15 protein-coding genes are annotated in these 12,655 nt (G+C 67.9%); 9 read left to right on the top strand and 6 right to left on the bottom strand.

The genetic code is table 11. The annotated features are described in order from the left end of the window. Positions 1-5: 5 nt before the first annotated feature. Complete coding sequence (locus tag AC5P9L_RS17715) at positions 6-185, bottom strand: hypothetical protein (RefSeq protein ID WP_024958248.1); 180 nt, start codon at positions 183-185, stop codon at positions 6-8. A gap of 126 nt (positions 186-311) precedes the next feature. Here AC5P9L_RS17715 and AC5P9L_RS17710 point away from each other — a divergent pair, with 126 nt between their 5' ends. From AC5P9L_RS17710 to AC5P9L_RS17700, 3 genes are read left to right on the top strand one after another with little or no spacing between them, the layout of a single operon-like run. Then, positions 312-890, top strand: coding sequence for an RNA polymerase sigma factor (locus AC5P9L_RS17710; protein ID WP_005414221.1), 579 nt, complete (start codon positions 312-314; stop codon positions 888-890). After that, positions 887-1,420: a hypothetical protein gene (locus tag AC5P9L_RS17705; RefSeq protein ID WP_005414222.1), complete on the top strand. Its 534-nt coding sequence runs from the start codon at positions 887-889 to the stop codon at positions 1,418-1,420. The genes AC5P9L_RS17710 and AC5P9L_RS17705 overlap by 4 nt, the downstream gene beginning before the upstream one ends. A 10-nt stretch (positions 1,421-1,430) precedes the next feature. Beyond that, on the top strand, positions 1,431-2,312 hold the full coding sequence (locus tag AC5P9L_RS17700; protein ID WP_043035445.1) for a DUF4097 family beta strand repeat-containing protein: 882 nt from the start codon (positions 1,431-1,433) through the stop codon (positions 2,310-2,312). A 49-nt stretch (positions 2,313-2,361) separates the two neighbouring features. Here AC5P9L_RS17700 and AC5P9L_RS17695 read toward each other — a convergent pair whose 3' ends face one another. The 3 genes from AC5P9L_RS17695 to AC5P9L_RS17685 form a co-directional block, all read right to left on the bottom strand. Beyond that, on the bottom strand, positions 2,362-2,544 hold the full coding sequence (locus tag AC5P9L_RS17695; protein ID WP_005410566.1) for a hypothetical protein: 183 nt from the start codon (positions 2,542-2,544) through the stop codon (positions 2,362-2,364). A gap of 11 nt (positions 2,545-2,555) precedes the next feature. Then, the gene (locus tag AC5P9L_RS17690) at positions 2,556-2,849 is read right to left on the bottom strand and encodes a YkgJ family cysteine cluster protein (protein WP_053462562.1); all 294 of its coding nucleotides are present in this window, start codon (positions 2,847-2,849) and stop codon (positions 2,556-2,558) included. Positions 2,850-3,078: 229 nt separating this feature from the next. Next, positions 3,079-4,440, bottom strand: coding sequence for an Hsp70 family protein (locus AC5P9L_RS17685; RefSeq protein WP_012480950.1), 1,362 nt, complete (start codon positions 4,438-4,440; stop codon positions 3,079-3,081). Between the two features lie 182 nt (positions 4,441-4,622). Between AC5P9L_RS17685 and AC5P9L_RS17680 the strand changes: the two genes are divergently transcribed. Beyond that, on the top strand, positions 4,623-4,958 hold the full coding sequence (locus AC5P9L_RS17680) for a zinc ribbon domain-containing protein YjdM (protein WP_005414225.1): 336 nt from the start codon (positions 4,623-4,625) through the stop codon (positions 4,956-4,958). Positions 4,959-4,964: 6 nt separating this feature from the next. Here the strand turns inward: AC5P9L_RS17680 and AC5P9L_RS17675 are convergent, their stop codons facing one another. Continuing rightward, positions 4,965-6,116 carry a transglutaminase-like domain-containing protein gene (locus AC5P9L_RS17675; protein ID WP_099485078.1) on the bottom strand — a complete coding sequence of 384 codons (1,152 nt, stop codon included), beginning with the start codon at positions 6,114-6,116 and terminating at the stop codon, positions 4,965-4,967. Positions 6,117-6,356: 240 nt separating this feature from the next. On the opposite strand from AC5P9L_RS17675, the gene AC5P9L_RS17670 reads away from it, so the two are divergent. The 4 genes from AC5P9L_RS17670 to AC5P9L_RS17655 all read left to right on the top strand — a co-directional run bounded on the left by AC5P9L_RS17670 (position 6,357) and on the right by AC5P9L_RS17655 (position 9,221). Further along, entirely contained in the window at positions 6,357-6,959 is a 603-nt protein-coding gene (locus AC5P9L_RS17670) for an HD domain-containing protein (protein ID WP_005410561.1), read from the top strand. A gap of 34 nt (positions 6,960-6,993) precedes the next feature. Then, a complete protein-coding gene (locus AC5P9L_RS17665; RefSeq protein WP_012480947.1) occupies positions 6,994-7,182 on the top strand; it encodes an oxidoreductase-like domain-containing protein in 189 nt (62 codons plus the stop codon). Then, entirely contained in the window at positions 7,179-7,796 is a 618-nt protein-coding gene (locus AC5P9L_RS17660; RefSeq protein WP_099530202.1) for a DUF998 domain-containing protein, read from the top strand. The genes AC5P9L_RS17665 and AC5P9L_RS17660 overlap by 4 nt, the downstream gene beginning before the upstream one ends. A gap of 78 nt (positions 7,797-7,874) precedes the next feature. After that, a complete protein-coding gene (locus AC5P9L_RS17655; protein ID WP_262101788.1) occupies positions 7,875-9,221 on the top strand; it encodes a virulence factor family protein in 1,347 nt (448 codons plus the stop codon). A gap of 98 nt (positions 9,222-9,319) precedes the next feature. On the opposite strand, the gene mprF is transcribed toward AC5P9L_RS17655, so the two are convergent. Next, positions 9,320-11,884, bottom strand: a complete 2,565-nt coding sequence (gene mprF, locus AC5P9L_RS17650; protein WP_279915851.1) for a bifunctional lysylphosphatidylglycerol flippase/synthetase MprF — start codon at positions 11,882-11,884, stop codon at positions 9,320-9,322. A gap of 192 nt (positions 11,885-12,076) precedes the next feature. Between mprF and AC5P9L_RS17645 the strand changes: the two genes are divergently transcribed. Next, a complete protein-coding gene (locus AC5P9L_RS17645) occupies positions 12,077-12,424 on the top strand; it encodes a RidA family protein (RefSeq protein ID WP_005410556.1) in 348 nt (115 codons plus the stop codon). Positions 12,425-12,655 lie beyond the last annotated feature (231 nt).

The raw sequence follows: 12,655 nt of genomic DNA, 5'->3' as shown, positions 1-12,655 counted from the left end.
CGATGTTACCCGGCGCGTGCGGGGGATTCGACCGCCGGGGTCCAGGCCAGGCAGACCAGCTCCTGGCGGTGCTGATGCAGGCAGGCGCGGCCGTTGTCGGGGCGCAGCTGCAGTGACAGGCCCAGCGCCTGCAGCAGGACGCAGGCAGCGATCACCAGCAGGGCGGCGCAGGAAGGGCTGGACATGGCAGGACTCCCGGACGGCAGATTCGCGAAGGACCTTCCATGGATGCAGCAGCCGTCGAAAAGGTTGCATGGCATCGGCCGTCGATCGGCTCTAAACCTTTTCCCGGGTCGCCGCATCCAAGCGATATGCTCGACACCACCATGCCCGCGCTGCCTGCCGCCAACGACGCCGTCGACGAACCCGCCCTGGTGCGGGCGGCGGCCGCCGGCGACACCGCTGCCTACGAACTGCTGTACCGGCGTCACGCGCCGCGTGTATTCGCTGTCCTGTGGCGGTTGTGTGGCGGCCAGCAGGCACGTGCCGAGGATGCGCTGCAGGAGGCCTTCCTGCAGGCCTGGAAAGCCCTGCCAGGGTTCCGTTTCGAGAGCAGCCTGTCCACCTGGCTGCATCGGCTGGGGGTCAACGCCGCACTGATGGAACTGCGCGGTCGCGCCGCAGGGCAGGATCACGACAGTCTGGAGGATGTCGATGGCGGCCTGCAGGAACTGGCGGTGCATGACCGTTGCGCGGGTACCGAGCGTGACCTGGAGCGCGCATTGTCGACACTGCCACCACGGGCGCGTGCGGTACTGGTGCTGCACGATATCGAAGGCTGGAAACACCAGGAAATCGCCGAGCAGCTGCAGATGGCTGTCGGCAGTTCCAAGGCACAGCTGCATCGTGCGCGCGGCCTGTTGCGCGCACGGCTGGGAGACATGACATGAGTACACACGAACACGATTCCGATCACGACCTGCTGGCCCGGCTGCGCGCGCTGCCGAACGAGCGCGATGTACCCGCCGATGGCTGGGCACGCCTGTCCGCCCGGCTGCCGCCGCGTGAATCGCAGGCAGCACCCGCGCCAACGGACAACGTGGTGGTCCTGCCGGTGCGTTCGCGGCGCCGCTGGTGGTGGCCGGCCGGCGCCGCCCTGGCTGCCAGCCTGGCACTGTATGCGGTGGCGCCGTGGCGGCATGCGCAGCCGGATACGCCGGCGCCGTCCGCCCTGCAGCTGCAGGCCGCGGCGATGACCGAGCAGTACCAGCAGGCCGTGGCCGCGCTGCCCGATGGACGGGCGCCGGAATGGCAGCCGGCCCTGCATGAACTGGATGAAAGCGCGGCGCAGATCCGTGCCGCCCTGGCGCAGGACCCGCGTGCGCCGCACCTGCTTGGCCAGCTCAAGCGCACCTATGCGCTGCGGCTGGAACTGACCCGGCAGGCGGCCTATGCCGCCGAGTCCGGCTTGACGACCTGAGGAGACCCCCATGACCCGAACCCTGATTTCCTGTTGCGTCGCGCTGCTGTTGGCCCCTGCCGTGGCGCTGGCCGACACCCGCATCGACGAGCGCCACACCTTGGCTGCGGGGGGGCGCATCGAGCTGAGCAACGTGGCCGGCAAGGTGACCGTGCGTGGCTGGGACCGCAATGACGTGCAGCTCACAGGCACGCTCAGCGACGGCCTGCAGTTGCGTCAGGAAAAAAGCGCCAACCGTGTGCGCTGGGAGATCGAATATCCGCGCCGCAGCAACAACGGCGGTGCAACGCTGGTGCTGAACGTGCCGCGATCTGTGGAGCTGCTGCTGAGCACGGTCAGCGCCAGCCAGGACATCAGTGGTATCGATGTGCGACGGCTGCAGGCCGACACGGTCAGCGGCAGCCTGAGCGCGGCTGGCCGCAGTGGCGACAGCAAGCTCAACACGGTCAGTGGCAGCGTCAGCGCACGCCTGCAGACGCCGAAGCTGGATGTGAACACCGTCAGTGGCCGCATCGAGGCCGGCGGCGGCGTGTCCGGTGATATCGGTGCGCAGACGGTGTCCGGACGGGTCCAGGTCGACGCCGGGCGCGTGCAGCGACTGGCGGTGGAAACCGTCTCTGGCAGCATCGATCTGGCAGCGGCCGGGCTGGCGCCCGGCGGCCGCATCAATGTCGAATCGGTCAGTGCCTCGGTCACGCTGAGCCTGCCACGCACGGTGTCGGCACAGCTGTCGGTGAACAGCTTCAGCGGCTCGATCAACAGCGACGCCGGTCAGGTGGAGCGGCCGCGCTATGGGCCGGGCAGCCATCTCGATACGCGTCTGGGGGGCGGTGATGGAGACATCCGCATCCAGTCGCATTCGGGCAGTGTGCGGGTACGCCTGGATCGCTGAGCACGGTCCGGCAGGCCGCGGCGGCAGCGCCGCCGCGGTCGGTACTGGGTCAGCTGGCTTTCTTCAGCGCCCAGGTGGTGCCGAGGACTTCGATCTTGCCACCGGCCTTGCGGAACGCTGCCAGGTCCGAAGCGATCGAATCGCTGCTGACCACGGTGCTGGCGGCCGCGCCCTTGCGTTCGCTGCGGATGCTGTTGCTGGCCTTCGCGGGGGTCTTTGCCTTGCGGGGCATGGTTGCTCCTGTCAGGTGGAAGGGGAGGAAAGCGCCCAGGCGTCGGCCTGGCGCAGGTAGTCCTGCCGCTCGCGGCGGCAGTCATCGCCGCCCATCGAAAACTGGCGGCAGATCGCCGGGCGCTGCGAATAGATCGTGCAGCGCAGGTGATAGGGATCGATCGCCGCGCACCAGCCTTCCTCGTTGCGCGCCATCACGGCACGGCCGTGGGTGTCGCGTGACAGGAACTGGCCAGGCACGTGGTCGCCGGGCTGCAGCAGCACGGGCAGCCGGCAACAGACCGCGTCACAACGGCGGCAGTCGATGGGTGCAGGTGCTGCGTCAGGTTGTAAGGCCACAGGGGCCTGGCGGGTGCCCAAAGCGGGTCTCGATGGCGGCTCAGGTGCTGCGCGGACCATGAACGAGCCAGGAAGGCATGGCCGCTAGGCCCGCAGGGCGGGCCAGGCTGCACCGTGGACACACACCGGCGTGGCCGGTGGAAGGTGCAGCGGGGTTCTAGCCGACCAAGAGTAACTTAGATCGCGTAACGTTTTGTTAATCCTGGCTGGCTGCCGCCAACGCCAGGCCCTGGACCACGCCCAGCGAGGGCTCGCCGTGGACCATGCGGGCCCCCGGGAAGGCCTCGGCCACGGCCTGGCGCAGGTAGCCGGCACGGGACATGCCGCCGGTCAGGAACACCGCATCCGGGTCGCCCCCGATGTCGCTGCGGACCTGGGCCAGCAGTTCCCGGATCTGCTCCAGGTAGCCGTGGGCGGCGGCGGCCAGGCCATCGGCGCTACTGTCGGCATGCAGGTCGCGGGCGATGTAGTCCAGCGTGCTGCGGTGCTCGCTGGCGGCGCTGAGGGCGATCTTGGCGCGTTCGACATCGCGGTACAGGCGGGCGGTATTGCCGGTGTCCTGCAGGGCCTGCAGGCGCCCGCCCCACGGCTCGTCGACGTGATCGTATTTGTGCTGGCGGAAGTCGCGCTGGCGCGTCATGTCCTGCACGGTGGCTGCTTCCACATAGTGGTGGGCGGGCACGCGGGTGATGCCGCGGCCGAACAGCGGCATGTAGCTGGACAGGCTCAGCGCCAGATCAATGTCGGTACCGCCGCGGGCGATACCCCACGCGCGGTGGATACGCGGGGCGTCGTCGCCGCCGACTTCGGCATGCGCGATATCGGTGGTACCGCCGCCGATGTCGACGATCACCGCCTGGTGCCGCTCGCGGCTTTCGGCGTGGTAGTGCATGGCCGCCGCGGCGGGTTCTTCGAGGAAATCGATCTGGTCGAAGCCGGCCTGGGTGGCGGCCTCGCGCAGGATATCCAGTGCCTGGTCATTGCCGGCCGCGCCGATCGAGCTGCGGAACTGCACCGGGCGGCCGAGCAGAGCGGCACGCAGCGGCTGGCCAAGCTGGGCGCTGGCGGTCAGGCGGATGTGTTCGAGGATGTGCGCGGCGATGCCGGTGATGGTCTGCTTCGCGCGTGGGTGCAGGTTGTAGCCCAGCATCGACTTCGGGCTCTGCACCAGGTTGCCTTCGTGTTCCTCGAAATAGGCTTCCAGCGCGTCGTCGCCGTAGACCGCGTTCTGCAGCAGGTCGCTGGCACTGCGTTCCTTGCCGGCGCGGGCTTCCATCCATTCCCGGCGCAGGGCGCGCAGGGCTTCACGGCGCAGCGCCTGCGGCGTGCGTTCCTGGCCGGCGGCACGGGCTGCACGCGCGGCGCTGTCGATCATCTGCTGCAGCTGGTGTTCCTGGCCGTCGTCGAGCTGGAAGTCGTCCGGGTCGGGCACCACGCCGGGGAAGTACACGCTGGTGCGGAACTGTTCGGCGTCACCGAAACGGATCGGCAGCAGTTTCCCCTCATGCACGATGGCGGCGGCGGAGTTGCTGGTACCGAAGTCGATGCCGAGGCGCATGGGGAGTTCCGGGGGCGGTCAGGGGCCGCGCACTCTGCTGCAGTTCGCCGCCGACTGCAAGTTCCAGCGTCACGGCTGCTCCAGCCGCGGTCATGGCGGCGGCCGGGCACCTGCCAGGGAGCCGGGGCCCCAGACCGGGCGGTTACAATGGCGGCTGTTGATTCACTTTGAGGTACTTGCCGATGTCGTCTGTTCCCGCCTGCCCGCAGTGCACCCTGGAAAACACCTATGCCGATGGCGCGCTGTGGATCTGCGCCGATTGCGGTTTCGAATGGACCGCCGAGGAAAGTGCCGGTTCGACCCTGGTCGTGCGTGACAGCAACGGCAATACCCTGCAGGCCGGCGACACCGTCACCGTGATCAAGGACCTGAAGGTGAAGGGGTCTTCGATCCCGCTGAAGCAGGGCACCGTGATCCGCAACATCCGCCTGGTCGAAGATGATGCCGAGCACATCGAAGGCAACTCGGACAAGATCAAGGGCCTGGTCCTGAAGACCTGCTTCCTCAAGAAGGCCTGATCGGTCTCAGCGCCTGGCCTGCTGCTGCGCGCGCCAGCGGGCCAGGCTGTCGAGCTTGGCCTGGTAGCGTGCCTGCTCCGGTGCACCACCCAGAAGCTGCGCGCGGGTCAGTTCACGGTCGGCGCGTTCAAGCTGCCCGGACAGGAAATACACGCGCGCCAGCCCGAAGTGGAACTGGTGCGCGGTGTCATACAGGCGTACGGCCTGCCGGTAATAGCGGATGGCTTCGGCCAGCTTTCCGGCCTGCTCGGCCTGCGTGCCCAGCATGTACTGCGCGAACGGGTCCTCACGCTGCACCGACTTCAAGCGTCGCTCCAGGGCCTTGGCCTGCGCATCCAGCCCAAGCTGCCGATACAGCGCGCTGGCATTGGTCAGCGCCGCATCCTGGCGGCCGTCCAGGCGCAGGGCGCGGTCCAGTGCCTCCCGCGCCGCACCGGTGTTGCCCTCACGGTTGTCGAGCACACCCAGGTTGTTCCAGACCGAGGGGAACGCGCGGTCCTGCACGACCGAGGCATCGAAGAACGCGCGGGCGCCGAGGAGGTCTCCTTCGGCCATGCGTTCGGCACCTCGATTGTTGTAGAAATGCGCCAGTGCACGCGCGCGGCTGACCGGCTGCGGGCCGCGGCGGTCGTAGAGTACGTTGCGATCGAGGTCGACCGTGGCGTAACGCCCCGCGATCTCCACGCCCGCGTTGACGTGGCCCACACTGTAGACCACGCCGGCGTCCTGGTCCTGGTACCAGGACACGACCTGGCCGACTTCCTGGACGCGGGCCTGGATGCCAGCCTCGCGCGCCAGTGCCACGAACATCAGCGTGAAGGCGAGGCAGTTGGCGCGGCGCTGCTGCCAGACTTCGTCCACGGTATAGGTCGCGTTCGCGTCGTACTGCAGGTCCAGCCCCTGGCGGCCGAAGATCATTTCCACCAGTGCCTGCAGCCGCTGCTCGCGCGATGAACTGCGGTCGATCACCTGCGCCTGCAGCATCGCGCGCATTGCGGGAGGAATCGCGAAGACCTGTTCCGGTGAGGGGACCTCCACCGGGGGGACGCTGCCGATGGGCGGGAGTGCATCGGTGCGCGGGTGGTTCTGTGCGCAGAGCGGCGCGGCCATCAAAGCGGCCAGGACCACGACGAAGATGCGGGCGGCAGGGCGGTACATGACAGTTCCCGGCAGCGGCGGGCGCTCCCGCCTGCGGCGAGTGTAGACCCGGCGGCGCCGCGCTGCAGTGACCGTTGGTCGGCGCGTGGCCGGTACGGCGTTTCATCCACAACCGATGTGGACCAGCGCTCGACAAAGCTGTGGACAACCGCGTCCAGGCCTCACCGGGCAAGCGTTGTGAGTATGTGGTGAAAAAACCATCAGCTTGCCGCGGGGCTGCGCAGGCGGGATGATCCGGGTATGGATTTCTCTCCGCTGACGCTGGCTCCTGCGCAGTGGCAGGCGCTGCAGGACAGCTACGCAACGCCGCCCCGCGCCTACCACCACTTCGGACACGTACGCGCGGTGCTGCAGCACTGCCAGGACGTGGCTGACGGCCCGGGCTGGCAGAGGCCCGCCGAGGTGTACCTGGCCGTGCTCTACCACGACGCGATCTATGTGGCGGGCCGCAAGGATAACGAAGCGCGTTCGGCGGCGCTGGCCCTGCAGGCAATCGCACGGGCCCCGGAACTGGCCGGCGTCGACGCCGCGCGGGTCGAGCAGTTGATCCTGCTGACAGCCCGCCATGGCGATCTGGGCCCGGACGACGTTGATGCCGAGGCCGCGCTGTTCCTGGACTGCGACATGGCGATCCTGGCCGCGCCCGAGCCGGTGTTCGCCGCCTACGATCGTGGCGTGGCCGAAGAGTACAAAGGGGTCGTGCCGGGCTTCCTGTACCGCGCCGGGCGTCGCCGTTTCCTGCAGGGGCTGCTGCGGGCGCCGCGCATCTTCCTCAGTGACTTCTTCCACCAGCGCCTGGATGCGGCGGCTCGGGAAAACCTGCGTCGACAGCTGGCCCGCTGAGCTGGACCGGTACACTTGGGCCTGCTCTCACCGATTGTCGCTTCCCACTGTGTCCGTCCCTGATCCCGACCCCCGCCCGCTGCCCCCCGAAGAGCCCGGTCCCAACGAGTGCTGTGGCAGCGGCTGTCCGTTGTGCGTGCTGGATCTGTATGCCGATGAGCTGCAGCGCTATCGCAAGGCGCTGGCCGAGTGGAAGACGCGGCATCCGGAGGCAACGCCATGAGCCGTGCGCGTCCGGCGGCGGTGCTGGCACTGGTGGCGCTGCTGCTGTTCGTGACCACCGCGCTGTGGACCCAGGTCGCGCGCAGTGATCTGGACTGGGTGCGGGCAACCTTGAGCCTGTACCTGCACGGGCCGTGGGGCCTGGCATTGCGCGCTGCCTACTGCCTGCTGGCGCTGGCCATTGCGGCGCTTGGCATTGCGCTGTATCGCGGCAGCATCGGGCCGCGCCGCAGTGCGGCGGCGCCGCTGTTGTTCACTGTCTCTGCGCTGGGGCTGGCGACGGTCGCCATCGGTGACAGCTGGCTGCCTGAAGCGACCCCGCTGCTTGCACCGTTCATCCATGGACTGGCAGCCAACACCGCGTTCCTGTGTGCCAGCGTCGGCATGCTGCTGCAGGCCTGGTACCTGCGCCGCGAACCGGGTTGGCAGTCCGCCGCGGGCCTGCTCTGGGGCTGGGCATGGCTGGCCTTCGTGCTGCTGTGGCTGCATGTGCTGTGGCGTGGTGGACCACCGCGTGGGCTGGGACAGAAAGTGGTGATCGCGGTGATCGTTGGCTGGCTGCTGTATCTGGCGATGGCCCTGTACCGGCGCAGCCGTCGGGCCGCAGCCCACTGAATCCCCAACGGCCTGCGCCGGTACGTGCCGTGCACGCGGCGGCGGCGTATCGTGTGCGCATTCCATCGGGGATGCGACATGAAGCGTGCAGGGCTGGGCAGGGCAATGGGTGTGGTTCTGGCGTTGGCAGCACTGCCGGCAATGGCGGCGGCCAACGTGCAGCAGTTCAGCCACGGGCGGTTCGAGCAGATTCCGGTGCACATGCCGGCTGGCACGCCGCAGCGTGTGGTGATCTGGTTCCATGAATCCACCGCCGGTGGTGATACCAGCCGCCTTCCGATCGAAGCCCTGCGTGCCGATGGCGCGATGGTCGCTGCCGTGGACATCGCGCATCTGCGCAGCGTGCTCAAGCGCGAGGGGAATCCGACCTGTTCGTTCGGTTCCGGCGACGTCGAGAACTTCTCGCGCTGGTTGCAGGCCTCCCTGCACCTACCTGGCTACCACCTGCCGCTGGTCGGTGGTGATGGTGAAGGCGCCGAGATGGCCTACACGCTGGCCGCACAGGCCGACACCCAGGTATTCGCCGGCCTGCTGACCACCGGCTTCTGCCCGGATCACAGCCACGAGCGCATGGTCTGCGGCGATGGTGTGAAGCACAACAAGCTGCAGCCTGCCGAGTTGAATTCCCCGTGGCTGAGCGCCGCCGGCGACCATGGCTGCAAGGTTGGCGAGGCCAGCCGCTTCGTGCAGCAGGTGGCGATGGCACGCGAGTTCAAGCGCACCGCGCGCGGCGATGCTTCACCCGGCCTGGTGGCGGCGGCGCGGGTGATCGGCGCGCAGGCCGGCGTCAGCCTGGCACCGCCACCAGCCGCGCTGAAGGGCCTGCCGATAGTGGAAGTACCGGCGACCGGCAGCGGCGACACGCTGGCCGTGTTCGTTTCCGGCGATGGCGGCTGGGCCGGCCTGGACAAGGACGTGGCATCGTCGCTCAACGAACATGGCGTGGCCGTGGTCGGCATCGACTCACTGCGCTACTTCTGGAGCGAACGCACGCCGAAGGGATTTGCCGCTGACCTGCAGAAGATCATCGATCACTACCGCCAGCAGTGGCATCGCGACAAGGTGATGCTGATCGGTTTCTCGCAGGGTGCCGACGTGCTGCCGGCCACCATCAACCAGCTTGATGCCGGCACCCGTGAGGCGCTGGACCGTATCGTGCTGCTGTCGGTGGGCAGGAAGGCTGACTTCGAATTCCATGTCAGCAACTGGCTGGGGGGCGGCGGTGACGGACTGCCGATCGCGCCGGAAGTGGCGAAGCTGCCGGCGGCGAAGACCCTCTGCGTGTATGGCGACAAGGATGACGACGCGCTGTGCCCCGGCCTGCCGGCCAACGACGGCGTGCAGAAGGTGAAGCTTCCGGGCGACCATCACTTCAATGGTGATTACGACCGATTGGCCGAAGTGATCCTCAAGGGCGGGGCGTAGCGCCGGGCCACGCCCGAACGCTGTCGCCGCCGTGTCGACCAAGGTCGATACCTACCGGGTGGTTTGCAGCGCCGGGCCATGCCCGGCGGCTCAGGGCTTCAGTTACGCCGCGGGTCCAGCGAGATCAGGCGCGTGGCATCCAGCAACGCGGCCGGCAGATGCATGCCGCCGGGTGCTGCCAGATAGCGCGGTCGCCACTGCGGGTCGAACTTCGACTTGAAGCGGCGCAGGCCACTGAAGCCATAGAAGCGTTCGCCATGCCGCGCCAGCAGGCCGGCCAGTCGGTTCCAGCGCCCAGCAAGGCGATGCTGGGCCAGCCCGGACAGCGGCGCCATGCCCAGCGAGAAGCGCGCATAGCCCTGAGCGCGGCCCCACAGGAACAGCTCGATGAACAGGAAGTCCATCGTGCCCTTCGGTGCCTCGTTGACATGGCGCATGAGGTCCACCGACAGCTCGGCACCGGCCGGTGCCTGCCACAGGTTGGCGAATGCCACGATCTGGCCCTCGGCTTCGACCAGTGCCACCGGGAAGCGCGCCAGGTAATCCGGATCGTAGCTGCCCAGCGAGAAACCCTTCTCGTCGCCGGCCTTGTCTTCCAGCCACGCGTTGGAGATCGCGTGCAGGCGGGGAAGCAGGCTGGGAATCTCTTCCACCGGTGCCACGCGGAACGAAAGGCCCCCGCGCTTCCCACGGTTCCAGGCCTGGCGCAGATCGGCGCGTTCGCGGCCTTCCAGGCCGAAGTCGTGCAAGGGCACGATCGCTTCCTCGCCCAGCTTGACCAGGCCCAGGCCCAGGTCGAGATAGGTCTGCCAGTAGGTCTCGCCCACCTGGTAGAACACCGGGCGCAGGCCGAGCCGGTCAGCTTCCTCGCGGAAGCGCCATATCAGCGCGCGCGCCACATCAGGCGGGCCGACCGGATCGCCCATCGCGATCAGCGAACCGCCGTAGCGCTGCATCATCACAAAGCCCTGTTTCGCATCATCGCGCAGCACCGCCTTGTCGGCGGTCAGTACCAGGCAGGCCTGGGTATCGGTGGCACCGGCCAGTACCGGCGCCAATGATTGCAGCGTGGCCTCGTCGGCGGCTGGCAGCGGGCTGCGCGTACTGTGCAGCAGCCGCGCCAGGCCGAACATCACAAGCGCGATCGCCACCACCAGCAGCGCACGCAGCGCACGCGGTGCGTTGCCGGATATCGCAAACTGCCACCATAGTTCGTTCTGGTACTCGACATGGCTGTAGGTGAAGAACAACAGCCAAGTGACCGCCACCAGTACCAGGCCGAGGTTGCGCAGCCATGGCCACGACCATGCTTCATCGAGCAGCGCGCCCTGGCGGTAGAACTCGCGGCGTGCGGCCCACAGCGCCATCGCCACCAGCAGGGCGGAGACCGCGATCAACGGTTGGCCACCGCGCAGCCACAGTGGCAACGGGGTGATCACGCACACGGCCATCGCCAGCATCCATGCGGCATGGCTGCGCCGGGCCAGGCCCTGGCCGATCAGCAGCAGGGCGACGCCGCTGAGGCTGCCGATCAGATGGGACGTTTCCAGGATCGGCAGTGATGCGTTGACCAGGTGACGGCGCGGCGTGGGCAATGTGCCGTCGATGACCAGCGCAGCACCGATGCTGAACACCGCCAGCGCGATGATCTGCGGCAACCATGGGCGCAGCGCGTTCCAGCCGGCACGGGTTGCCCCGGCACTGGCCTGCAGCGGCTGGCGCAGCGCGGGCGCAAGCGCGAGCAGGGTGGCCAGCAGCAGGGGCAGTACGTAGTAGGTGACGCGGTAGATCAACGCCGCCGCCAGCACCGCAGCCGGTGCCACCTGTGGCAGCAGCTTCAGCAGGCTCCATTCGAACACGCCGAGGCCGGCGGGCACGGTCGAAACCAGGCCGGCCAGCACCGCGACCAGGTACAGGCCGACGAAGCCGGGCAGGCCGGTCGGCGTCGAGTCCGGAAGCAGCACATAGAACGCGGCACTGGCCAGCACCAGCTCGATCACGCTGAGCACGGTCACCCCGATCATCGTGCGCCGGTCGGGCAGCCACAGCACATGGCCGAACACGCTGAACTGGCGTCCATCGCGGCCGACCAGCAGCAGGGTGGCCGCATAGGCCAGCAGCGCGACGATGCCGACCACGCGCACCGCATCCGGGTCCAGCGGCAGGGCAAGCGCCGCTGCCGCCGGTTCCATGCACAGCGCCACGCTGATCAGCAGCCACGCACCGAACACGAAGCCGAGCGTGCTCATCAGCACGACCTGGCCGATCTGCGCCAGGTCGAGGCCGGCGGTACGGTAGCCGCGCAGGCGCACCGCACCGCCGGTGAGCGCGGCAAAGCCCACGGTCTGGCCGAGCGTGTGTGCCAGGAACGCGGTGATGCCGATGCGCGCCGGATGCACGCGGATGCCGCTGCGGCGCAGGCCGATGGCATCAAAGCCGATCAGGCAGGCATAGCTGGCCAGGCCCAGCAAGACAGTAAGCGCGATCTGCGTGCCACTGAGCTGGTGGAAGGCATGGCGGATGGCGCGGTAGCCGTTCTCATCGAACTCGTTGGCCAGGCCGTGCAGCGCCAACGCAAGGATCAGCAGCGGGATGACGATGGTGAGGACCCGCTTCCATGCCGGGGTGGAGGGAGCGGTGGCGGGGTCGGTGGTTTCGGTCATCGGCGCAAGGGTGCGTCAGGGAGGGCGAGGGCGGTGTCAATGCAGCCGTGGCGCATCGTGCGCCTGTCGCTGGCATTTGACCAGCGTCGCTGTCGGAAGCCGGTAGTGACCGTGTGTGAATGGCTGCCCTGCACCCATCGTTGACCGGTTTGGAGGACAATGCAGGCCTGATCACCCGCAGGAGCCACGCCCATGATGGAGCGTTACGACGTCGGACCGCGCATGTCCGAAATGACCGTGTACAACAAGGTCGCCTACCTTTCCGGCCAGATTCCGGAAGACACCAGCCAGGACATCACCGGGCAGACCCGGCAGGTGCTGGCCGAGATCGACAAGCTGCTGGCGCTGGTGGCCAGTGATCGCCAGCACGTGCTGCGCGCCGAAGTGTTCCTGGCCGACATGGCCGATTTCGACGGCATGAACAAGGCATGGGATGAGTGGGTGGTGGAGGGTGCGACCCCGGCGCGCGCCACGGTCGAGGCCAAGCTGGCCCACGCCGACTGGAAGGTCGAGATCGTGGTGACGGCGGCAGTGCCGTAACGGCAAGGTCACCTCCCAGCAGTGGAGGGGGGGTAGAGTCGACTGTTAGTCGACTGTCGCGCGCAGCGCGGGGTTTTGCGCCGCCGGAACGAAGAGCAGTCGACTAACTGTGATCTCTCTGTACGTTGTTCATCCGGGACATCTTTGGAAAATGGTGGTTACCACACCTCTCCAGACCCCAAAGAGCCCGGATGAACCACCATAAAAATGCCCGTTTGACCGTCCATAGTC

Source organism: Stenotrophomonas sp. YJH_SMC_64 (assembly GCF_059371375.1).
This window is presented reverse-complemented; position numbering and strand designations above follow the sequence as displayed.